Source organism: Mesorhizobium kowhaii, assembly GCF_003253745.1.
Lineage (GTDB): Bacteria > Pseudomonadota > Alphaproteobacteria > Rhizobiales > Rhizobiaceae > Mesorhizobium > Mesorhizobium kowhaii.
The window spans coordinates 1-23,221 of record NZ_MZXV01000009.1 but is presented as its reverse complement, the minus strand read 5'-3'; the positions used below and the strand labels follow the sequence as shown (position 1 = coordinate 23,221).

General features: G+C 62.3%; 20 protein-coding genes. 13 read left to right on the top strand and 7 right to left on the bottom strand.

Features of this window, described 5'->3' with window-relative positions; all coding sequences use genetic code 11:
* Positions 1-339: 339 nt before the first annotated feature.
* Positions 340-2,169, bottom strand: a complete 1,830-nt coding sequence (locus B5V02_RS01005) for a GumC family protein (RefSeq protein ID WP_245445574.1) — start codon at positions 2,167-2,169, stop codon at positions 340-342.
* Positions 2,170-2,353: 184 nt separating this feature from the next.
* A complete protein-coding gene (locus tag B5V02_RS01000) occupies positions 2,354-2,689 on the bottom strand; it encodes a hypothetical protein (protein WP_146605996.1) in 336 nt (111 codons plus the stop codon).
* A gap of 218 nt (positions 2,690-2,907) precedes the next feature.
* On the opposite strand from B5V02_RS01000, the gene B5V02_RS00995 reads away from it, so the two are divergent.
* The 4 genes from B5V02_RS00995 (at position 2,908) to B5V02_RS00980 (ending at position 8,535) form a co-directional block, all read left to right on the top strand.
* A complete protein-coding gene (locus B5V02_RS00995) occupies positions 2,908-4,428 on the top strand; it encodes a phosphomannomutase/phosphoglucomutase (protein ID WP_111542410.1) in 1,521 nt (506 codons plus the stop codon).
* Positions 4,429-4,455: 27 nt separating this feature from the next.
* Positions 4,456-6,762 (top strand): mannose-1-phosphate guanylyltransferase/mannose-6-phosphate isomerase, encoded by a 2,307-nt coding sequence (locus B5V02_RS00990; RefSeq protein WP_111542409.1) that lies wholly within the window; start codon positions 4,456-4,458, stop codon positions 6,760-6,762.
* A 576-nt stretch (positions 6,763-7,338) separates the two neighbouring features.
* Positions 7,339-7,620 carry a hypothetical protein gene (locus B5V02_RS00985; protein WP_111542408.1) on the top strand — a complete coding sequence of 94 codons (282 nt, stop codon included), beginning with the start codon at positions 7,339-7,341 and terminating at the stop codon, positions 7,618-7,620.
* 195 nt (positions 7,621-7,815) lie between these two features.
* Positions 7,816-8,535, top strand: a complete 720-nt coding sequence (locus B5V02_RS00980; protein WP_111542407.1) for a Crp/Fnr family transcriptional regulator — start codon at positions 7,816-7,818, stop codon at positions 8,533-8,535.
* A gap of 39 nt (positions 8,536-8,574) precedes the next feature.
* Here B5V02_RS00980 and B5V02_RS00975 read toward each other — a convergent pair whose 3' ends face one another.
* Positions 8,575-8,901: a hypothetical protein gene (locus B5V02_RS00975; protein WP_146605995.1), complete on the bottom strand. Its 327-nt coding sequence runs from the start codon at positions 8,899-8,901 to the stop codon at positions 8,575-8,577.
* Positions 8,902-9,258: 357 nt separating this feature from the next.
* On the opposite strand from B5V02_RS00975, the gene B5V02_RS00970 reads away from it, so the two are divergent.
* The 9 genes from B5V02_RS00970 (at position 9,259) to B5V02_RS00930 (ending at position 15,920) form a co-directional block, all read left to right on the top strand.
* Entirely contained in the window at positions 9,259-10,038 is a 780-nt protein-coding gene (locus tag B5V02_RS00970; protein WP_111542405.1) for an alpha/beta fold hydrolase, read from the top strand.
* Positions 10,039-10,275: 237 nt separating this feature from the next.
* Entirely contained in the window at positions 10,276-11,226 is a 951-nt protein-coding gene (locus B5V02_RS00965) for a helix-turn-helix domain-containing protein (protein ID WP_167458319.1), read from the top strand.
* Between the two features lie 174 nt (positions 11,227-11,400).
* Complete coding sequence (locus B5V02_RS00960; protein WP_111542403.1) at positions 11,401-12,453, top strand: type III polyketide synthase; 1,053 nt, start codon at positions 11,401-11,403, stop codon at positions 12,451-12,453.
* A complete protein-coding gene (locus B5V02_RS00955; protein ID WP_111542422.1) occupies positions 12,450-12,944 on the top strand; it encodes an isoprenylcysteine carboxyl methyltransferase family protein in 495 nt (164 codons plus the stop codon). Before B5V02_RS00960 ends, B5V02_RS00955 begins: the two co-directional genes overlap by 4 nt.
* A gap of 42 nt (positions 12,945-12,986) precedes the next feature.
* Positions 12,987-13,208 carry a hypothetical protein gene (locus B5V02_RS00950; RefSeq protein ID WP_111542402.1) on the top strand — a complete coding sequence of 74 codons (222 nt, stop codon included), beginning with the start codon at positions 12,987-12,989 and terminating at the stop codon, positions 13,206-13,208.
* A gap of 195 nt (positions 13,209-13,403) precedes the next feature.
* Positions 13,404-13,805: a BA14K family protein gene (locus tag B5V02_RS00945; protein ID WP_111542401.1), complete on the top strand. Its 402-nt coding sequence runs from the start codon at positions 13,404-13,406 to the stop codon at positions 13,803-13,805.
* A 55-nt stretch (positions 13,806-13,860) separates the two neighbouring features.
* On the top strand, positions 13,861-14,379 hold the full coding sequence (locus B5V02_RS00940; RefSeq protein WP_111542400.1) for a DUF3455 domain-containing protein: 519 nt from the start codon (positions 13,861-13,863) through the stop codon (positions 14,377-14,379).
* Between the two features lie 150 nt (positions 14,380-14,529).
* A complete protein-coding gene (locus B5V02_RS00935) occupies positions 14,530-15,624 on the top strand; it encodes a 2-dehydropantoate 2-reductase (RefSeq protein WP_111542399.1) in 1,095 nt (364 codons plus the stop codon).
* On the top strand, positions 15,621-15,920 hold the full coding sequence (locus B5V02_RS00930; RefSeq protein WP_111542398.1) for a chorismate mutase: 300 nt from the start codon (positions 15,621-15,623) through the stop codon (positions 15,918-15,920). Before B5V02_RS00935 ends, B5V02_RS00930 begins: the two co-directional genes overlap by 4 nt.
* A 237-nt stretch (positions 15,921-16,157) precedes the next feature.
* On the opposite strand, the gene B5V02_RS00925 is transcribed toward B5V02_RS00930, so the two are convergent.
* The 4 genes from B5V02_RS00925 to B5V02_RS00910 all read right to left on the bottom strand — a co-directional run.
* A complete protein-coding gene (locus B5V02_RS00925; protein ID WP_111542397.1) occupies positions 16,158-17,891 on the bottom strand; it encodes an SEL1-like repeat protein in 1,734 nt (577 codons plus the stop codon).
* A gap of 47 nt (positions 17,892-17,938) precedes the next feature.
* Entirely contained in the window at positions 17,939-19,351 is a 1,413-nt protein-coding gene (locus B5V02_RS00920; protein WP_111542421.1) for an HlyD family type I secretion periplasmic adaptor subunit, read from the bottom strand.
* Positions 19,352-19,373: 22 nt separating this feature from the next.
* Positions 19,374-21,674 carry a peptidase domain-containing ABC transporter gene (locus B5V02_RS00915; protein WP_111542396.1) on the bottom strand — a complete coding sequence of 767 codons (2,301 nt, stop codon included), beginning with the start codon at positions 21,672-21,674 and terminating at the stop codon, positions 19,374-19,376.
* Positions 21,675-21,863: 189 nt separating this feature from the next.
* Positions 21,864-23,221 (bottom strand): beta strand repeat-containing protein (locus B5V02_RS00910; protein WP_425374339.1); only part of this gene is annotated, 1,358 nt, incomplete at its 5' end.

Genomic DNA, 23,221 nt, shown 5'->3' with positions numbered 1-23,221 from the left:
GTCATTCCCGCCCTGATGGCGGGCGACAGGTCTGTCAACACTGCACCGGCACTGTTGTGGTCGGGCGCAGGAACAACATGCAGGACTGCCGTTCGGTTATCAGCCGCCACGGGTAATGATGGCTGAACCCAGATCGGGGTTCCCTGATGTGACTCGAATGCGTTTGTTGTCATGGGACGGTTGCTGTCTGAATTGTTCTCGTCACTCTTCCAAGGTCGGGGCTTGTCGGCAAGAAAGGCAAAGGAGGTAGCGTGACGCTCCGGGGCTATCCCCCTAATCCCAAGGAATGATCCCCCTACACGCTTTTGCGACTTCCGAAGGAGGAATATCTCGCCAGTTTCATGCTCTGCGGTGCTTGGATTTCATCGCGCGGGCCTTCGTCAGGAGCACGCCAAGGATGGGCGTCCTGCTGGCCTGCAGCGTCCTGACAAGTTCCCGCAGCGTTTCGACATGTGTCTTGCCCCACTCGGCAACGACTACGACGCCGTCCAGAACGGATCCGACAATCAGTTCGTCGGCTCCCGAGGCAAGCGTCGGCAGGTCCAGGATGACAATGTCGTAGGCGGCAAGTTCGTAGGCGGCAAGGTCGCTAGCGGTCAGTTCCAAGAGGAACGCCTCCATATTGCCTGGTGCCAGCAGGTGCCGGGCGCCCACCACCGAACTTGGAAGCACGTCGAACGGCCGCCCAGGAGCGCGGACGATGTTGAGCCGGACAGGGTCCTGGCACGGTCTGTCGAAGGCGCCCGATGGGCCGAGCAGCCGCGTGGTCATGGTCGATCGGCGGACGTCGGCGTCAATCACCAACGTCTTCAGGCCGGACCTCGAGTAAAGCGTGGCAAGATTGCTGGCGACCGAACTCTTCGAACTGTCGTTGGATACAGCGGTCAACCCAAGTAACTTGATCGGGCGGCTGGTTTCCGCAAGGCTGATTTCGGTTCGCGCTTTCCTGAGGCTTTGGCTGTATCGGGAGTGCGGATATTTTGCCACTTCGTCGACGCGGCCGGATTCCCATCCTCTGCTGGTGGGCGGCAGCTCTCCGACGCATTCGACACCCAGGTCCCGGATGTGTCGTGGCGACCTTATGGTCCAGTCGAACGTATGCCTCACAAACGAAAGTCCGATGCCGAGAATGAGCCCGGCAGCCGCCGCGAAGGCTAGCATCAATTTCGGCTTTGGAGCGCTCGGATAGAGCGGCGCCGTCGCAGCCGTGATCACCCTTGCGTCGGCGACCGGGTACGACTGCTGGCTTACCGAGTTGGTGTAGGCCTGCAGGAAGCTCTCGTACATCTTCTGGTAGGTTTCGGCAGTCACCTCAAGTTCTTCGAGCGTTGGCACAGCGCCCGCACCGTCTTCCCTTTTGGCTTCATCCCCGACACTATAGTCATGCCGTGAACGGAATTCCTGCGCTTTCGCCATGGCCTCGTTCATCTGGGTGCGCAGCTGCTGAAGGCGCGTCTCGAGCCACACGCCGCCTTCCTTTGCTGCGTCGGCCTTGGTTTCGATCTGCTCACGCACGAAGGCATCGGCCGTGGCGTTCGCAATCCTGGCTGCACCCTCGGGATCAGGAGAGGTGAAGGATATGTCTATCGCGTAGGAAACGCCGATTCTGCGGATGTCGAGGCCGTTGCTGAAAATCGACATGGTGCGGCGGGCCTTTTGGTACTCGGTCAGCGTCGCAGGCGTTTCAGGCACGCCGATGCCGAAATACTCCCAAAGTGAGGTGAACCGGGCGCTTTTCCGGAGCCCGGAAGCGTCAAGCAGGACTGCTCCTATCCTCCTGAATCTCTCCAGCAAAATCGGAACCTGTGGACGGTTGAACTTGGGGTCGTCGACAAGTTTCAACTGGTCGAGGACCATCGCAGCGATCTTTTCCGACTCCATAACTGCGATCTGGCTTTCCACCTGGGCGGTGTCCAATGACAGATTTACTTCGCCGCCCTCCTGCAGATGTTGCGGCAATTTCGGCTCGATCAGGATCTGTGCGCTGGCGGTGAAAGTTGGGTCGGTGGTCAAAATGTAGAACCCGACCACCAAGAAAGCCGCGGCAAGGCAGGCGACGATGGTTCCAATATAGCGCCGCAGAAATCCGGTTATGTCGGAGAGGCCAATGAACTCCTGGCCGGCGGAAGCCTGCTGCTCCGTTGTCGAAGGCCATTGATTGGGGAACATGCGGTTCATTCAACTTCTCCTGCAGGCGTGCGGGGAGATCCTGCGTGCACGCCGTCCCCATGCAGGCGGTCGATGACATTCGTCCGATGTTTTCATTGAAAGCCGAGGCCCCGCGATCCCAGACTGCCGCGAAAGATTACGCCTGCGCCCCGGAAGGTAAACGCCGCCATAGGGCGTATGGACCCTACGCCCTATGGGAAGGGAGAATGCACGGCAGCCCTGCTCTCGTCCTGTCGACAAATGACATCTGCTGTTCCAGCAAGACCTGCCGTCCGCGGCTGAGTGCCAGGTTCCGGGCGAGGGCATCGATCCGCGCGGACATGCGTTCGGGGCTCTCGCCATTTTCCATCGCCTCCAAAGCGAATGCGGCGCAGTCCGTCATCCTTTCCACAGACGGACGGAGTGCCGCGGATTCCGTCTCGATTTCCACTTGAATGACCTTGAGAAGACGAGCCAGGCGGCCGAACCGTCTTTCGTCGACATCCTCGCGGAACGCGAGCCTGAATGCGGTCAGCGGCATCTTGCAGCCCACCTTTCTCGTCAGCGCCCGAGCAGGACGCACCTTACAGAATACAAGACCGCCCCAAGCTTGGACGAGACATCCTTTCGGCCGTCGGCGGGCATGCTCCTATTGGATGAGGGGGTGCGAACCAGGGCGTTAGGGCTCCTCGAATTCATGAAGGGGCCTGCCTCCGGCAGCGTGCTACGACTGTTCCCTGTAACTGCGGAGCGGAAACCGTGACCGTGAACATAGTCGGCCAAGCCAGGCCAAACACATTCGCCTTCGAAACCAGTGCTCTGATCAAAGCCACTGGTTTCCGGGAATACGACGCGCGCTGGTGGTTCGGGCAGCCAGGCTCGGAGAAAGAACCCGAACTCAATCTGAAGGGCGTGCAGGCGATCGGCATGGGGCTCGGCACCTTGATCCGCCGAATGGGCGTAGGCCCGGACATCGTCACTGGCCATGATTTCCGCAGCTATTCCATGGCGATCAAGATGGCGCTGGTCTCCGGCCTGATGGCGGCCGGCGCGCGCGTCAAAGACATCGGCCTGGCACTTTCTCCCACGGCCTATTTCGCCCAGTTCGCGCTCGACGCTCCCTCGGTGGCCATGGTGACGGCCTCCCACAACGAGAACGGCTGGACCGGAGTGAAGATGGGAGCGCAAAGGCCTCTGACATTCGGGCCCGAGGAGATGACCGCTTTGAAGGCGCTCGTGCTGGGCGGCGATTTCGATCTCATAGGCGGGGGAAGCTATGAGTTCGTGCCCGGATTTCGCGAGAGATACATCGAAGACCTGACTGCCGGAAGGAACCTCGGCCGAAAGCTGAAGGTGGTGGCGGCCTGCGGCAACGGCACAGCGGGCGCTTTTGCACCGCAGGTGCTGGAAGGAATCGGCTGCGAAGTCATCCCGCTGGACGTAGAGCTCGACCACACGTTTCCGCGCTACAACCCCAATCCCGAAGACATGCAGATGCTGCACGCGATCCGGGACAAGGTTCTGGAGACGGGTGCCGATGTCGGGCTCGGCTTCGACGGCGACGGCGACCGCTGTGGCGTGGTCGACAACGAGGGCAACGAGATTTTCGCAGACAAGGTCGGCGTCATGCTGGCGCGAGACATCTCCGGACTGCATCCGAAATCCGTCTTCGTCGTGGACGTCAAGTCGACGGGACTTTTCATGACGGATCCCGTTCTCGTGCAAAACGGTGCAAGGACGGATTACTGGAAGACCGGGCACTCCTACATCAAGAGGCGCGTTGCCGAACTCAATGCCATCGCTGGTTTCGAGAAGTCGGGGCATTTCTTCTTCAACCCGCCGATCGGACGCGGCTACGACGACGGGCTCCTCACCGCGATCGCCGTCTGCGAGATGCTCGACCGCAACCTGGGCAAGACACTCGCAGACCTTTACCGCGATCTGCCGCTGACCTTCGGTACCCCGACGATGTCGCCCCACTGCCCCGACGAGGTGAAATACGGCGTGGTCGCGAAAGTTGTCGGGGAATTCACGAAAATGAAGGGGGACGGGATCGAGTTCGCTGGCCAGCCGCTGGCCAATCTCGTCACCGTGAATGGGGTGCGTGTCGTTGCCCAGGACGGCACATGGGGTCTGGTCAGGGCTTCGTCGAACAAACCGGAGATTGTCGTCGTGGTGGAAAGCCCCGTCTCGCCGGAGCGACGTCGCGAGATGTTCGAGGCTCTCGATGCCGTGCTGCGCCGCAATCCAGAGGTCGGAGCCTACAACCAGACATTCTGAGGGGAATTGGCTGAGAGGAATTGGACCATGCCGGACCGGATCGTAAGTTTTGTCATGAGCGGGGGCGTCGGCTCACGGCTGTGGCCGCTCTCGCGCGAAGACAATCCCAAGCAATTCCATGACCTTTCGGGCGACGGCTCCATGCTTGCGAAGACTGTTCGACGCCTCAAGGCGCGGCCGGACGGTGATACGCCGATCTACCTGATAGCTTCCGAACGGCATGCCGACCGCGTCATCTCGGACATAGCTCCGCTCGGCCTGAACGGCGGCCGACCGATCTTCGAGCCGGTCGGCCGCAATACCGCCGCCGCGGTCGCCATAGCCACCCTGCAAACGATCTCCGAACATGGCGCCGACGCGCTTGTGCTCGTGGTCCCCTCCGACCATCAGATATCGACCGAAACGCAATTCTGGGAAACCGTCGAGGCGGGCGTGCCTGCCGCCGATTCAGGAAGTATCATCGTATTCGGCATCAAGCCGACGCATCCCGAAACCGGATATGGCTACATCGAGGCCACGGCAAATGGTGACGCAGTAGCCCCAGTTTCGCGCTTTGTCGAAAAGCCAGACGCCAAGACGGCCCGCAAATACCTGTCTTCCGGAAGATTCTACTGGAACGCCGGCATCTTCCTGTTTCGTGCCGACACCATGCGGAGGGCTTTTCTCGATTTCCAGCCGGATATCTGGGACACTGCGGAACGGGCCTATAAGACCGCGCGGGCCGACGTCTCGGGCCTATACCTGCCACAGGGCTTCTACTCGGCTGTCCCCTCGACGTCGATCGACTACGCGGTCATGGAGCATGCGCGCGACATCGCGATGGTCACGGCTTCCTTCCGCTGGAATGACCTTGGATCGTGGCAATCGCTGCTGGAAGCCAGCCCGACGGACTGCGACGGCAACGTCGTCATGGGCGACATCGTCGCCATGGATTGCAGCAACTCCTACTTCAGAAGCCAGGGCAGACTGCTGACCGTCGTCGGAATGAAGGATGTAGCGATAGTGGCGACGCCGGACGCGGTATTCGTCGCCCCCGTCGGCCACAGCCAGAACGTGAAAAAAGTCGTCGAACAGCTAGAGAAGAGCGGACGCCTCGAAACGAAATTCACCGCCTCGGAAGACCGGGTCATCATCAGCGGGTCATGGCGCAAGCGCGTCGAACACTGGCTCTTCGAAGAAACCCTGCCGCTGTGGTCCACCGCAGGTGTCGACGATGTATACGGCGGCTTCCACGAGGCTCTCGGCTTCGATGCAAGGCCGTTGGGCAAACCCAAGCGCATGCGGACGATGGCTCGCCAGATTTACGCTTTCGCGGTGGCCAAGGAACGCGGCTGGGCTGGACCGGCCGACAAACTCATCGACCACGGTATCGACTTCATCGCGAAATACGGCCGCACCGACCGTGGCGGCTGGGTGCGAACTCTTAATGCCAACGGCAGCGTGGCTGACCCGACCGAGGACGCCTACGACCATTCCTGCGTGCTCCTGGCGCTGGCTCATGCTCATCGCTGCGGCCATCAGGATGCCCTGCGGCTTGCACAACAGACATTTCATTTCGTCGACACCCATCTCGAGGACGACAGTCTGAGCGGGTTCCTCGAGAGCCCCGGCTGGAACGGGGTGCGGTCTTCGAACCCACACATGCACATGCTGGAATCCTTTCTTGCCTGGCACAGTGTCACCGGCGACCGCGCATATCTGCGTCGGGCGGCTCGCGTCATCGATCTCTTCCGGTGCCATTTCTTCGACCAGGAAAGCTGGACGCTTGGGGAACATTTCGACGTCGATTGGCTGCCGTTGCCGGGAGACAAAGGACAGTGGACCGAACCAGGGCATCATTTCGAATGGGCCTCGCTCCTTGTCGACTTCGCGCGGGCGAGCGGGCAAAAAGACTTGGTCGCCTACGCAAGGAAGCTCTATTCGTCGGCGGTCGCCAGCGGATTGAACCGAGCCACAGGTCTGGCTTACGCTGCCGTATCGCGGCAGGGAATGCCTCTCGACCGGCTTTCCCGTAGCTGGCCGCAATGCGAAGCCGTCAAGGCAGCCGTCGCCCTGGACGGCATTGGCGGGCCTGATCTGAAGCCTGAGATCGAAGCTCGTGTCGCCCGCCTGTTCAGATGGCATATCGATCCCGCACCGCTTGGTTTGTGGGTCGACAGGATTGACGAGCGAGGAAGGTCACTGGCGACGGAGGTCCCCGCAAGCATCTTCTACCACCTTGTGACGGCGTTGATGCAGTATCTGGACAAGACCGGAGGACAGGTCGAACCTTTCCCGCTTCCGGCTTTGGATGTGAGCAAGACAGGTCTGAAGCAGGTACTGGGTCGCCGCTAATGCGGTTCACCGTTTCACGGAAACGGCGAACCGCTCTATCTCTTTGTTTGACGCAATTCCCTAAGGGAAAGCGCTACGCGCTTTTCCCGGGAAAACCGTTTCACACTTTTCCTGGAATTGCTCTAATGCGCCGATCCTGGGATACGATGTTCCGTGCCGAATTCGTGGTTGGCGACGCTTTGATCATCTCCACCAAAGTTTGACGAGGGGCCGCAAAAGTCGGCTCATGGCCGCCAGGGCACGGCCTTGACCGTGCGCGCCGGCAACGGTCGCTTTCGTCCTGGCGGCCGCCGTGAGTCTGCTGCAGGTGCCAGAAGTTCTGGGCCCACGGTTCAAAGCAATTCGCCTCGCTCGCCCACCGTGAGTGCGGGTAGCCCCGAGGTGGTAGTAGCTACGGCGAATTCGGTATCCCTTGCCTCTGTGTCGCGGCCGCAAACCGGGATAGTATGCTCATAGGATATGCCTAAGAGAGAGGCATTGAACGACCTCTTCCGATCTTGGAACTGCGGCTACCTCGTCGAGGCGTTGTGATTTTGAGCCTATGAACCCTCTTGTCCGAACGGTTGAGACGCAATTATGGCAAAAAAAAAAGCGCGTGCCAGGCCCAGCGGTGATCTCCTAAAACTGCTTGCTACCAGGCCGAGAGCGGTGGCGCTTGCTGCGCTGCACGTGAGTGAATCCGTTCTGCTGGAACTCGAAGCATCCGAGCTGTTGTCAGCAGCAGAGATCAGAGGATTGCTCAAGGACGCGTCGACGACGTTACGAAATGCCGCCGAGCAAGTGGACAATCGCAGCTGTCTCATAGCCAGCGAAATAGTTGAGTCCATGCGGGAAAATTTCAAGAGAAATAAAACCTAGCCGTGCCGCCCTGCGCCGATTTCGAATCGTGCCGTCGGCGAGCCGGTGGAACCTGTGTACATTTTCAACGAAAAGTGCCGTCGCCACACCAATCGATAGTTGCAATTGAACGGATACTCATCACATCAAATTTGATGTACATTCTATCCGAGGGAGGTAGTTTGGGGTAGATATATTGGGCGGGGTTGGCTGTAGATGACGTACGCTTCAAATCCATTTATGCGCGGAAATGAAAATCGTCCATCGTATGTCGGACTCAACGACGACGATACGGCGCTTATCAAGACACTGGGATTCACGCCGAAGCGCTATCTGGCGGAGACGGTCATCGTCAATCAGGGCGAGGACAGCGATCGCATGTTCATCGTCGAGTCGGGCTGGGGGTGCATTTCTCATGAACTCGCGGGCGGGCAGCGACAAATTCTGGATTTTGCACTGAGAGGCGATATCGTCCTGCCTCAGTCGTATTCGGGCAGTGCTCTTCAAACGTTTGTGGCTCAAACCGAACTTTCGGTGTTGGTGGCTTCGACCAAGACATTTACCCTTGCTGCCATGCAGTCGCCCCATCTCTTCTCCCTTGTTCTCGAAACCCTCGTGCACAACGGAGCGGTTATGGCTCAACATCTCACCAATGTAGGACGACGCAGCGCCTTGGCGCGCACAGCGCATCTCTTCCTCGAACTGAGGGCGCGTCTGGAACGAATCGGTTCTGTCACCCGCAACAGCTATGAATGCCCTCTCACCCAGTACGATCTCGCGGACGCTCTCGGCCTCACTCCGATTCATATCAATCGAATGCTGCGGGAACTGCGCGAGCGCAAGTTTCTCGAATTTCGCCAAGGCCATGTTCGCGTGCTCGATCAACCGGGCCTGGCGAAGTTTGCTGGATTCGAGCACGAATATATCGAAAGTTAAGGCGTTATCGGCACACGATTCCAAGGCCCCCGAAGTTCTTCAGTCGAGGAATTGCGGGGGCACCAGTGCTCGGCTCTGCTTCCGCGATAACACCATAGGCGCCAGCGGCCCGTCTGCTAGGTTCTTCGGGTGGCGGACCTGTTCCGCCTGGCCGGCGCCTTTACCCCAACCAGGCCCCCCGCCCAACAGGCGCCGGCCATCTTCAGTTTTCGCTTCTTTGGGTGTGATCTCTTCGATCCGCACCTTGTCTCCGATCTCCTTGGCGAGATCAAAAGCCTTCGCCTTGTCCTTCGTCGTCAAAACGGTACGCCAGTGAGGCTTCTCGAACACGCTCACGACGTAGGTCCTCACCGGTTTGTCGGTCATCGCCAGACCTCCGCGTTCCTCCATCCGCATGCTTCACTTTATATTAGCAGAAGCGCATAAATCTTCCAGCCGGCGGCATGTCCTCACAAGCATCTGTCGGTTAGGCCCGGTGTCCTAGACATCCCAACAAGGGGTGCCGGGCCGCTCCAGCCCAACCGCCGCAAGACGCAGGGGAAAAAATGCATCCTGAAGGACGCAGCCCGTGGCAGGCGATCACGAAGCGGTGACGGCTGTAACGAAGGCTCGGTGGGCTGCGAAGGCAGGATGTGAGCGCCGCGCAAAGCGCTTGCGGCTCGTCTCGGCCGAAGTTTCGGCGCGAATTAGATCCCCATCTGCCAACCTCCCAAGGAATCCACGATCATGATAAATCGGCGTACTTTCTCCACCGCACTTGTCGCCGGGGTGGCGACGAGCCTACTGGCCGGCTCCGACAAGACGCGAGCGCAGACGGCCCCCAAGGCTCGCAATGTCGTCCTGGTCCATGGCGCCTATGCGGATGGCTCGTGCTGGTCGGAAGTGGTCGGCATCCTGCAGCAGGCCGGCTTCAAGGCAACCGTCGTCCAGCATCCGCTGACCACGCTGGAGGCGGGCGTCGAGGCAACGCGCCGTGCGATCGCGCTACAGGATGGACCGACAATACTTGTCGGACACTCCTTTGCCGGCATGATCGTCACCGAGGCAGGGATGGATCCAAAGGTCTCCTCGCTCGTCTATGTCGCGGCGCGCGCTCCGGATGCGGGCGAAGACTACACGGCGCTCGCCAAGACTTTTGCGGCGCCGCCCGCCTCCGCCGGCCTTGTCTGGTCCGCAGGCTACGGCAAGCTCAGCGAAGAGGCTTTCCTGCGGGATTTCGCCGGCGGTATTCCTCACGAGAAGGCGCGCATCCTCTATGCCGTCCAGGGGCCGATCTCGGACAAGCTTTTCACCGGAAAGACAACGCAAGCGGCCTGGCGCTCGAAGCCAAGCTGGTATGCGGTCTCGACCGAGGATCGCACGATCAACCCGGATCTCGAGCGCTTCATGGCAAAGCGCATGAACGCAAAGACCATCGAGGTGAAGGCAAGCCATTTGTCGCTGATCTCTCACCCGCACGAGATCGCCCAGCTCATCTCGCAAGCCGCCGGGCAGCTCAGCTAGCGAAGTTGGCTGAGTCAGGGACGGCATGGAAACCAGCCGGCTCACGGTCAGCTCGATCGAATGCCCTGCCGCAAAGGACCGGACGGAGATTGGCTGCCAGCCGACGGCTGGACGCTGCGGCCTCTGGTCGCGCCACGGGATTGAACCGCTAGAAGATTCCGTTGGCGGTACCAGATGGACCACTGGGCGGCTTCAACACGAGTCTTTCAAAACCAGCCATTTGGATTGGACGCCACGATGCTTCAGAGCGACAATTTTGTCGGATCGCCACAACTGAATTTCGAGGCGTGGAGAGACACGCTCCGCGCCCTGTGCGGGGGGTATAACCCGGAAGGTACCGAACCCGACGCCTTTACCGGTTGGGTGCGCCCTTTGAGCGTCTGCGGGTTCACGGGGCTGAACCTAGGTTGCAACGCTGAGCGGATCGAGCGGACCCACCAGGATGCTCGCCGCGACAGCGTGGACCATTACTTCGTTTTCTTTCAGGTCGCTGGCCAGTCGGCGATAACCCACAACGACCAAGCCTTGCAACTTGCCGTGGGCGATGTCGCATTCGTCGATGCGGCCCGGCCCGCGACATACTTCACCAACAATGGGAACGAGGCAGGGATCACCGTGACGACTCTCGATTTGCCACGCGAGTCACTGGTGTCTCATCTTGGATTCGAGCCACAGGCTGGGCACTACCGGCCTGGCGGAACGTCCGCCGGGCGTCTGCTCTTCGATCTTATCCGGGATGCCGCGCAAACCGAAGGATCAGCCTCGTCGCCCGCCGATTCCTACATGCAGCTGGCGGTTTACGATCTCGTCGGCGCGCTGTTCGCACCGTCCGAGCCGTCGTCCGGTTCACGTCATTCGGACACGCTGTTCAGGCGTATCCAGGGCATCGTCAGAGACGGCTTTGCCGATCCGGATTTCGGTCCCAACGAGGTGGCGGCGGAAATGGGGATATCGCTGCGCTATCTTCAGAAGCTCTTCACGGAGCGCGGTTCAACCTGCAGTGAACTGATATTTGCGCTTCGTCTGGATCACGCCGAGCGCCTGGTGCAGCGCCGGGCGTCACTGCGAACAAGCCAGCCTCTCAGCGAAATCGCCTACGCCTGCGGCTTTCGCGACTACACGCATTTCGCACGAAAATTTCGCCATCGCTTCGGTCACGCCCCAGGCTTCCATTCAGAAGAAACCTGATCGCGCTGGCTAAGAGGTAGTGCGCGCCGGTACCGGTGAAAGTGCGCCTGCGGCTCACGACGTCCAACCTCGCGCGATCTAGGCTCCTTCGCATGCGGATCGAGAACCGCCGGCGGTGCCCTCGCTACCGGCGTGGCGTGTTCCCGTCGTCCACAATGATCGGGAGCCAAGGCCTTGAACGCAACAGTCTATCTTTCGGGCCTTGGCCTGGCGGTGCCGGACAATGTCATCCGGCAAGCGGACGCCGCCGCCCTGGCCGAGGCCCTCTTCTCCGACCGGATAAAGGGGTATCGGCGTCTCGCCCCCATTTTCAGCAATTCCGGCATCCGCAAGCGGCATATGGTGCAGCCGCTGTCATGGTTCGTCGAGCCGCATGGCTGGGCGGAGCGCATGCGGGCCTATGTCGAGGGCGCGAGCCGGCTGTTCGTGGACGCGGCGACGCGGGCGATCCGGCAGGCTGGGCTCACGGCCGGGGACATCGACAGCGTCGTCACGGTATCGTCAACGGGGTTCTCCGCCCCCAGCATTGAAGCTCGCGTCGCAGGCGAAATGGGTTTCCGCCCGGACATCGAACGCGTCCCCGTCTTCGGCCTCGGCTGCGCCGGCGGCGTTTCCGGCTTCTCCATCGCGTCGCGCCTTGCCGCGGGCCGGCCCGGCGCAAGGGTCCTCCTGGTGGCGATCGAACTCTGCTCGCTCGCCTTCCGGCTCGATGAGCCGACCAATGTCAATCTCGTCGCTTCGGCCTTGTTCGGCGATGGCGCAGCAGCCTGCGTCCTCACGGCCGGCGAAGGCGGCATGGCGAGCGTGGAATCGACGGGCCAGCATCTTTTCCCCGATACGCTCGACATCATGGGATGGACGGTCGACGATCCCGGATTGGGCATCGTGCTGGCGCAGTCGCTGCCGCATTTCGTCCGCTCACGGATCGGACCGGTCATCGCCGAAATGCTCTCCCGCAACGGTCTGGGCGCGGCCGACATCGACCGCTTCATCTGCCATCCCGGCGGCGCCAAGGTGCTCGATGCGCTGGAAGGCGCACTGGCGCTCGGGCAAGGCACGCTCAACGACGAACGCCAGGTTCTCGCCGAGTACGGCAACATGTCCTCGCCCACCGTGCTTTTCGTGCTCGACCGAGCCATTCGCGCCGGCCTGCCGGAACGATCGGCGATGATCGCCATGGGACCAGGGTTCTCGGCAAGCTGCGTCACCTTGAAAAGGGCGGCCTGATGTGGACCTCCATGGCGCTCCTCGGCTTTGTGACGCTGCAGCGTCTCGCCGAACTCGTCCATTCCCAGCGTAACACGGCACGGCTTCTGGCTCGGGGCGCGAATGAGGTTGCGCCGGAGCACTATCCTTTCATGGTCGCGCTGCACGCAACGTGGCTGATGGGCCTGTGGCTGCTTGCGCCGGCGCGGCCGGTAGCGGCGTTCTGGTTCGCGGTGTTTGCCGTGGCGCAGATCGCGCGGTTGTGGGTGCTGGCGACGCTGAAGACGCGTTGGACGACGCGCATCATTGTCCTGCCCGGCGCTCCGCTCGTCGCGACCGGCCCCTACCGCTATCTGGATCACCCGAACTACGCCATCGTCGCCGTCGAGATCGCCGCGCTGCCGCTCGCCTTCGGCCTGCCTGCCTATGCGATCGGCTTCTCCGTCCTGAACGCGATGGTCCTGATCATTCGGTTGAAGGCCGAGAACAGGGCCCTTGCCACTGCTCCTTGAGCGGAAGGCACCGTTCTACCTCGGGGCGCAGCCAGATCCGAAATGACCCTGACCAGGAGCGTGACACATGAGCATGATGGTGAGCTTCAAGTCGCTCCCTCAGGCAAGGCCGAACTGCGGGGTTTCATCAAGCGCACCGTGGACAGCTATAACCACCCGGCCGGCACATGCGCGGTGATGCGGGACATTACGACCGGCCATACGCTGGCGCCGACCCTGGTGATCGCGGAACGGGCCGCCAGCATGATCAGCGCAAGCTCGTAGCGCTGAAGTCGGAGCAAGTGCGCGTTCGGACCGGTGAAAGTGCGTTGCCGGCTCACGACGTCGAGCCTCCTTCGATCTAACTTCCTCCGCAAGCATCTGATCCAGCACGACAGGGACATCACTATCCGTCCGACAAAGAGCCGCGCTCGTGGCCGGAGAGACCGGCCGGATGCCTTAACTTTGAAGGAGTATGTTATGAAGAACTCAGCAGCAATCCTTGCAACGGTCGCGTTGGGCGCCGTGCTGGCGATCGGCTCGGCGACGGCGTCGATGGCTCGCGGCGGCGAGATGGGCGGTCATGGCGGCGGCGGTATGGGCGGCGGCCATGGTGGCAGCGGCACGGGCGGCGGCGGTACGCCATCCATCATGAACCACGGAAGCGGCTCCGGTGGCAGCCGCAGCTTCGGCGGCAGTCATGGCTTCGGCGATGGGCACCATGATTTCCATGGACGCCACGACGCAAACGCCTTTTTTGGATTTGGCCCCTTCGCATACGATGACGGCACGCCCGCTTACTGCGAGCGGCTCTACCGTTCCTATGATCCTGCCAGTGGTACCTATCTCGGGCAGCATGGGCTTCGCCATTACTGCTCGTGATCCACTTGGCCAGCCGCATCCAATCCGGCCCCTGCGGGCCGGATTGGAGCATTCGATGCAAGCTTCGATTGGGAACTCCATGCTCACCCGCCTGTCATTCACCTTCGCTGCTCTTGTGCTTTCCTCGCTGTCAGCGGTCGCTCAGCAGATCCCTGCCGAGCTTGCACTTCCGCAACGGGGCACGCTGTTGGGCAAGTACCCGGCCAAGGGTGTTCAGATTTATGTCTGCCGCGTCAAAGGGGCCGGAACGGAGTGGGACTTCAAGGCGCCTCAGGCCGAACTTTCCGACGCACAGGGCAGACCGTTTGCCAGGCACTATGCCGGGCCAACCTGGGAAGCGGTCGACGGCTCGAAGATCGTCGGCAAGGTTTTAGCAAGCGAACCCGCTCCGAAGGCGGGCGCAATTCCCTGGCTTCTCTTGTCGGCGGAACCGCCGGCATCGGGGATACTTGCCGGGGTGCGTTTTGTGCAACGGGTCAACACCTCCGGCGGAGTCGGGCCGGCCGGCGCGTGTCCGACGGCCGGAACCGAGCAGCGCGTCGACTACACCGCCGACTACATCTTTTACAAATGATCAGGTTCGCTGGCCGAGCTGCCAACGGGCCAGTGCGCGCCAGTACCTGCGATCGTGCGCCCGGCGCTCACGACGTTCGGCCCTTGGCGAGCTAACCTCGCTACAGACCCATCCGCACCCGCTGACAGTCCCCGAAGACGAGAGTCATTCATGCCTGCTTCACCCAAATTCTGCATCTACGGCGCCGGTGCCATCGGCGGTACGATCGCCGCTCTTCTCGGGCGGTGCGGCGCAACGGTGAGCATGGTTGCACGCGGTCGGACGCTCGCGGCTCTGAAGCGTGACGGGCTGCGGCTCATAATCGATGGCGAAATGTTGCGGGCGCCCATCCAGGTCAGCGAAGATCCGTCAGAGCTTGGAGTGCAGGACTATGTGATCATCGCGGCGAAGGCGCCTGCGCTGCCGGACATTGCACGGCGGATTGGCCCCTTGCTTGGCCCCAAGACGGCTGTCGTCACCGCAATGAACGGTGTGCCCTGGTGGTTCTTCCTCAGCGCCAAGGGCAATCTCGCAGGACACCAGCTCAAGGCCATCGACCCGGACGGCACAGTGGCGCGGGCGATACCGACCAGCGGCGTGATCGGCTGCGTCGTGTACATCGCCGCCTCTGCCGACGAGCCCGGCGTCATTCGCCACCAAGGCGGGCACCGGCTTGTTGTTGGTGAGCCCGACAACCGGCTGACGCCTCGGTTGGCCGATCTTGCCGACTGGCTTCGTCGGGCCGGTTTCGATTGCCGGGAAAGCCCGGAAATCCGGCGCGAAATCTGGCTCAAGCTTTGGGCGAATCTCTGCATGAACCCTATCAGCTTGCTGACCACGGCGACCTCCGATCGCATCATCGAGGATCCATTGCTTCGCCGGCTTTGTGTCTCGATGATGGAAGAGGCAGGACAGATCGGTGCTGCGATCGGCGTGTCGGACAGCCCTCCCCTCGAGAAGATAATTGGAAGCATCCGAGGGCTCGGTGCATTCAAGATGTCGATGCTGCAGGACGTCGAACACGGCAAACCCGTCGAAATCGATGCATTGCTCACAGTTCTCCACGACATCGGACTGCTTGTCGGCGTGCCGACGCCATTCATCGACGGTGTGCTGGGCCTGGCCCGCTTGCGGGCAAACAGTCTTGGATTGCTCGACGACGGTTCCGTCGGAGAGGCGGATCTGTTCTCTCGGATGCAGCACCATCAGACACAAAACCGCACCGAGGCCCCGCCTGCCTGGCAAGAAGAAGTGAGGGCGCAATGAACGTTCTGTCCGACTACCGCGCCTCGATCGACAACATCGACGCAGCCCTCATCCATTTGCTGGCCGAGCGCTTCCGCTGCACCAAGGCGGTCGGCATGCTGAAGGCTGAGCATGGCCTGCCGCCGGCCGATCCGGCGCGCGAGCAGCAGCAGATCGCGCGCCTTCGCCAGCTGGCGAAGGATGCGCACCTCGACCCGGATTTCGCGGAAAAATTCCTCAATTTCGTCGTCCGCGAAGTGATCAGGCACCACGAACAGATCGCTGCATCAAACGGCGGGTCCAAAACCGGCTGCTGACTCCAGTGCATGTCGCCCCCAAGCCTGCTGCAGGTATGGGACAACGGCATGCGCGAAGACAAAAGCTGCAAACCGATCGGCGAAATCAGAGCATGACGGCCGCCGGTCTGGAAAGTCCTCGAAGACTGCAAACGAGGTGTGCCGAGATCTTCAACATTCCCGCGTTGTCCGTACAGTCTCGCCCCATGGCCAGCCGTAGCACCTCATCGCGGTCGCATACCAGCAACAGGGCCGGCCTCAACCCGAGGCGAACTCGGAGAGTTCGTCGACGGCTTCCTGAATACCTTGTGCAGCCGCTCGCTCGAGCCAAAGGCGACCGGCTACCGGATTGCGCTCCCCGGCAAGACCATTGGAGAGATAGCGCCCGAGCATGAGTTGGGCATGGCCATGTCCCCGCTCGGCGGCGGCGGCGAACCATTTCTGCGCTGCCGCCGGGTCGAGTGATAGACCCTGGCCGCTCCCGAACAGCGCGCCAATCGCAAACATAGCCCCGGCGTGACCGGCCGCGGCTGCCCGCTTGAACAACTGCGCCGCAGCCACGGGCAAGCATGCGCCGCCGCGCCCGTTGAGGAGCATTTCGGCAAGCGCCACTTGCGCGTCGACCATGCCAGCGTTGGCCGCCCGCTCAAACCAGACACGGGCCTGTTTCGGGTCGGCAGCCACGCCGCGCCCATCCTGAAGCATTCGCGCGTACGCATATTGCGCCTCGGCCACGCCTTCGGCCGCGCGCCTCACCCATTGCGCCGCCTGCTCCTCGTCCTTTCGCACGCCGACGCCCTGGGCAAAGCAGAGTCCGAGGTTGAACGCTGCAATCAGATCGCCTGATGAGGCGGTCGCCTCGAACCATCCGGCAATGCTGGCGCGGTCGTCAGGCTCGCCTGCTCCTTCGAGGACCAGATTGGCAAAGTCGACCTGCGCTTCCTGATTTCCCGCATTTGCGGACGTGCGCAGCCAGCGCGCTCCCTCTTCGACGTCCTGGGCGACACCGTTTCCCGAGAGATAGAGCGATGCCAAGGCACGGGCGGCGGCCTGATGGCCTGCCTCGGCCGCCCGTCGATACCACGTTGCGGCCTCGGCATAGTCCGGCTGCGAACCCTTCACATGCCGATCGCCGAGCCGATAGGCCGCCTCGATATTTCCTGCCAATGCGGCGCGCCGCATCCACGCCTCGCCGGCTGCGATATCCTGATCTGCAAGGCCACCATCGATGAGCCCCAATCCCAACCGGAACTGGGCTGAGGGAAGGCCTTTCTCCGCGGCAAGCTGATACAGTCGCGCGGCTGCCGCTCGATCGACCGGCACGCCGCGCCCATGCTCGGTCAGGACCCCAAGAAGGTAGATTGCGGTCGGCAGGCCGGCGTCGGCAGCGCGCCGAACCTCGGCGGCAACCTTGACCGTCTGCGCAGGTTGCCTGCGCCGGGCGAGGGAAAGAGCAAGGCCCAGGCATCCCTCAGGACAGCCGGCTGCCGCGGACTTCTCATACCAGCCATGCGCCGCATCCAGGTCGCGCATCGTTTCGGGGCCTCTGCTAAGGATATAGGCGAGGATTGCCTGCCCGGTCGCGGAGCCAGCTTCGGCTGCTTTTTTCGCGAGACCGAGCGCTGCCGCGAATTCCGGCTCCCGCGAGGAATCCCGTTCGAACAAGCTTTCCGATCCGATGCGATTGCCGTCGGGCTCCTGCACCGCCAGTCCAGCCACGTAAAGCGCGGCGAGAAGCGACTGGGCATCGGCGCTGCCGTGATCGGCCGCTCGCCGTAGCCAACGCGCGCCTTCCGACCGGCTTGGCGGCACGCCCAAACCCTCGAGATAGCAACGAGCGACCCGGTATTCGGCCTCGGCGATCCCGGCGCGTGCCGCAATTGCCATGAGCGGAAAGGCTTCTGAAGGCTTGCCGCTGTCAGAAAGCTGGATCGCCCGGCGCAATACCAGCGCTGGAGGGGCAAGGGCAGTCAGCCGGTCAAGGATTGCCATCGATGCGAGAACTCATACCTCCGTTTGTCGCGTACGGGTGCCCAAGCCTACGGCTCCCTCATCGCTTCCTGGCCTACGGGGAGCATGGCGCCGAGAATGTACTTGAGCACGGTGCGGCGGCCGACCTTGACGTCAGCGGTCACCGGCATGCCAGGGCTGATCGTGAAACTGGCGGGCACGCCATGGAGGGCGACCTCATCGATGGAAATCTGCGTGCGATAGAACAGGTCAGCGTCCGGGGGCAGCATGGCCAACGAGCTATTCGGGTCGCGCGCTTGTTCCCGAGCCGAGAAGGAATCCGGGCTGACCGCGCGCACAGTGCCATGAGCGACGCCATATTGCGAATATGGAAAGGTGTCGAACTTGATGGCCACGGGATCGCCGACATGGACGAACCCACTGCTACGACCGACAATGTTCGTCTCGATCTCAAGCACCGCGTCGTCCGGCACCAGTGTGATCAATCGGTCGCCGGACTGCAGGATCGAGCCGACGGATACCTTCGCCACCGACTGCACGATGGCGTCTGCCTCGCTCTTCAGCTCGACCAGCTGTTTGCGCAGCTTTGCCTTGTTGAGAAGCTCACGGGCGTCGGACATACGCGAGCCCGCCTCAGACAGGCCCTGCGAGACTTCCGCGCGCCAACTCTGGATGTAGCCGTCACGGTCGGCGGCCACCGTCGCCTGCTGTCGCTTGGCGGCTTCCGATGTCTGCTCGGCGTTGCCGAGCGCCCGGGACATTTCCGCCCAGTTGTCCTGGGCGAGAAGCGTATTGAGGCGGCTCCCCACCTGTCTTGCTTCCAGTTGCTTGCGCATCTGTTCGATCGAGGCCGCGACGGCCAGCCGCTGGCGGTAGCCGTCAGCATCGGACTGGGAACGCGAGATCACTGAACTGAGTTCATCGCTCTGCCGGTCAAAACTCGCCAGCTTGGCGTCGTAGACGGCTTTGCGTCGATCGAAGATCGACGCCTGCAGGGTCCAGCTCGGGTTCAGGCCGTCATAGTTGAAGGGCTTGCCGTCGGCCTCGGCTTTCAACCGCGCCACTTCGGCTTCAAGCGTCGAAACCTGTGTCGCCAGCGCAGTAAGGTCAGCCGAGGCGAAGGTCGCATCGAGGCGAGCAAGCGTTTGACCGGCTCGCACGCGCTGTCCTTCGCGCACCTCGATCGAGCGGACGATCGCTGTCTCCAGCGGCTGCACCACGATATTTGGCGATTGCGAGACCACGAGCCCTCTGGTGGTGACGACCTGATCGACCGGTATGAGCCCTGCGAGTGTTATCAAGGCGACGACCATGCTCGAGATGATCCAGACCATGCCGCGCGCCATTCGCGGAACGGGCGCATTGGCGATGGCCGTCGACGGCCACTGGAATTCCAGGATGGCGGGCATCGTCGGATCGCTCGGTTCTGTCCGGCGCCGGCGGGCGGGAAGGCTGGAATGGGTGATGCTGATGCTGCTCATGAGGGCGCCCCGATGCCGATGCTCAAACAAGTCGCGGCGGCACAGCGGCCAGACGACCGTGGCGGCTGTCAAGATGCCGGTTCTGCTGCATCCAAAGCTGGCGGTAGAGCGCGCATCGTTCAAGCAGGGTCGCATGCGGCGCGACATCGAGGACCTTGCCCTGATCCATGACCAGGATCTGGTCGCACTCGGTCAGCGAGGAAAGCCGGTGCGAAACAATAATCATCGTGCGGCCCCTGGCGATGCGCATGAGATTGGCGCTGACCACAGCCTCGCTCTCCGGGTCAAGCGCGCTGGTCGCCTCGTCGAGGATCATGACGGTCGGATCGTGGATGAGCGCGCGCGCGATCGCGAGCCGCTGCTTTTGACCACCCGACAGGTTGGGCGAACCTTCCTCAATATAGGTGTCATAACCGTTCGGCATGCGTTCGATGAATTCTTCGGCGCCGGCAAGGTGCGCGGCTCGCATGGCGTCGGAAAGGGTCAAGCCGGGGCGCCCGGCGATGATGTTGTCACGAATCGACCCGCGGAAAAGGAAATTGTCCTGGAGGACCACGCCGAGCCCCTGGCGGAGGTGACGCAGGTTGATTTCCTTGAGGTCGACGCCATCCAGCTTGAGAAAGCCGCTGTAATCGCGATTGATCCCCTGCAGCAGCCGCGCAATCGTCGATTTTCCTGAACCGCTGCGTCCCACGATACCGAACATCGTCCCTGCCGGAATGTCAAAGCTGACCCGGTCAAGCGCAGGCGTCTTGGTGCCGATGTAGGTGAAGGTCAGATCACGGAAACTGATCTCGCCGACGAGCTTCGGCCTCAGGCCTGTGGAATTCGAACTGCTCTCCAGGGGTCGGTTGAGGACGGATCCTGCCTCGCCGATTGCCGCCCCTACCTCCTCGAAGTCCTCGACCAGTCGAGCAAGGCCGACGAGAGGCTGCGCGACACGTTGGGCGATCATCATGAATGCGAACAGGCTGCCGACCATGTAGCCAGACTTGTCGCTCATCGCGAGATAAGTTCCGATCAGCATGGTGCCGAGGACCATCACACGCTCGATTGGCGTGACAAGCGTCTGCGGCCAGTTGGCGAGCTGCCCGAAGGCAAGGCGCGCCCTGCCCGCATCCGCCACCCGCTCGTCCCAAAGCGCCTTGCGTTGCGGTTCCAGACCGAGCGCCTTCACCGTCTTGATGCCGACGACGGTTTCGCCGAGCGCGGCCGCCTTCCAGGTCTCCGCGTCGACCACCTGCTGGTAGCGGCGGCGCAGCGGCGCGAGAAAGGCGAAGATGATCAGCATGATCACGCCCGCGCAGGCAAGCACCATCCAGCCGAGCGTGGTGTTGATGTAGAACATTACCGGGATCAGCACGCAGAGCGTGATCAGATCCAGGAACGTGCTGAGGAGTTTTCCGGTCAGGAACTCGCGGATGCGATAGATCTGCGCGAGGTGGTACATCGTCTCGCCGGCCGGATGACGCTCGAAATAGTCAAGTGGCAGACGCAGGAGCCTGCTGAAGACATGCAAGTTCAGTTTGGTGTCCAGCCGGGCGCCGACGACGTTGATGATCAGCCGTCGGGCGTGACCGAGGAGCGTCTCGTAGACGAACATGACGGCAATTATGGCTGACAGGAGCACGAGGGTCGAAATGCTGTTGAACTGCAGCACCTTGTTGACCAGCGTCATGACGATGAGAGGCGGCAGAACGGTAAGGATGCTGAGGGTGAACGAGGCGATGCCGATGTCGCGCATGGAACGGCTTTCGAGCCGTACCAAGTCGATCAACCAGCGGAGGGTGAAAGGCGCATCGGCCGCGATGTAGGATCGCGCCGGACGCAACAGCACCGCCTCACCCGCCCATACCTGCGACAGCCGCAACTCGTCGATGGCGATGGCTTCGGCGTCGTCGGGCGCGTCCGCGCTTTTGAGGAAGACGACATTCCTCTCTGGGCTGGCCCCGGTGAGGAGACCTGCGCCACCGTCATTGAACAGCAGGACAACCGGCCCCGTGTGCTCGAAGCGCAGGAGATGCGACCAGCGGATGCGAAGCGCGCGCGACCACATGCCGCCGTTCTGGGCCCATTGCGAGAGATCAGTCGCGTTTGGAACCGGGCTTGCGCTCGCCACCCTGAATTCGTTCGGGTCAAGGTCGACGCCATGATAGCGCGCGACCCGTAGCATCGCCTTGAGGCGCGGCCCAATCCGGTCGAACTCGGCGGGTCCGCCGGGAATGCTCCGCGCCTGGCTCTCGCTGCCAACCTTGCCAGTCGCGTCCACGTCTGCGCGGATCGGGATTGGCCGGGCTTCGGCATTCAGAGGTATGCTTACCATGCACTTGCCCTCCGACCCACAAGCGAGGGTTCAAGGATGCCCCGGGCAAGCCGTCCCAGCCGGGACTTCCGGCAAAACCCAGTATATTCCGAACAGGCCGGCCGCACGAGCCCTTTGCCCGCCTGAAAATGGTGAACGCGCGGGCCCTGCGTTCCCGCAAGGTCCGCGCGTTCTTTATTCAACCTGCACTCAGTCATTCGGCTTCAGAATATCCTTCATTGCCTTCTTCAGCGTGTCGTCGGTGTTGGCGAATCCGGCACCTTGCTTGCCCTTGTCCGAAGTCAAGTCAGACGTTGCACCGGATGTCTTGTTCTGGTTTGGACCAAAGCCCTTGATCGTGTTGAGAACGTTCAAGAGATCGGTCGTCACCGAGCCTCCAGCCAGGCCGACGAGTTGCTGGAACGAGGCATGGCTGCCGTGATCACTGTCCGAGCCCGACTGCAAGAATTTCGCAGTGTCCTTGAGGCCGAGCGAGGCTGATGTGACGGTGGCTTTGTGACCAGGGCCGTTTTCGCCATTGTTATGGTTCCCGGAACCACCAGGTGCATCCTGATCTCCATTGCCAAAGCCGTTATTGCCATGGTCGCCGTCACCGGTCCCACCGCCGGGGCCGGTCGCTCCGGTCGCACCTGTCGAGCCAGCCGAGCCGGTTGCACCAGTCGAGCCGGTTGCTCCGGTCGAGCCAGTCGAGCCAGTGGCGCCCGTATCGCCGGTTGCTCCCGTATCGCCGGTTGCTCCTGTGGCGCCCGTATCACCGGTTGCTCCGGTCGAGCCAGTCGCTCCAGTGGCACCGGTATCGCCGGTCGCTCCGGTCTGGCCGGTCGCACCAGTCTCGCCAGTCGCACCAGTCTGGCCGGTCGCTCCGGTCGAGCCTGTCGCTCCGGTCTGGCCGGTCGCACCAGTCTCGCCGGTCGCACCAGTCTGGCCGGTTGCTCCGGTCTGGCCAGTTGCTCCGGTCTGGCCGGTTGCTCCGGTCTGGCCGGTCGCACCAGTCTCGCCAGTCGCACCAGTCTGGCCAGTTGCTCCGGTCTGGCCGGTCGCTCCGGTCTGGCCGGTCGCACCAGTCTGGCCGGTCGCACCGGTTTCACCAGTCGCACCAGTCGAGCCGGTTGCTCCGGTCTGGCCGGTCGCTCCGGTCGAGCCTGTCGCTCCGGTCTGGCCGGTCGCACCAGTCTGGCCGGTTGCTCCGGTCGAGCCTGTCGCTCCGGTCGAGCCAGTCGCACCGGTTTCACCAGTCGCACCAGTCGAGCCTGTTGCTCCGGTCTGGCCGGTCGCTCCGGTCGAGCCTGTCGCTCCGGTCTGGCCGGTCGCACCAGTCTCGCCAGTCGCACCAGTCTGGCCGGTCGCACCAGTCTGGCCGGTCGCTCCGGTCGAGCCTGTCGCTCCGGTCTGGCCGGTCGCACCAGTCTCGCCGGTCGCACCGGTCTGGCCGGTCGCTCCGGTCGAGCCTGTCGCTCCGGTCTGGCCGGTCGCACCAGTCTCGCCAGTCGCACCAGTCTGGCCGGTCGCACCAGTCTGGCCGGTCGCTCCGGTCGAGCCTGTCGCTC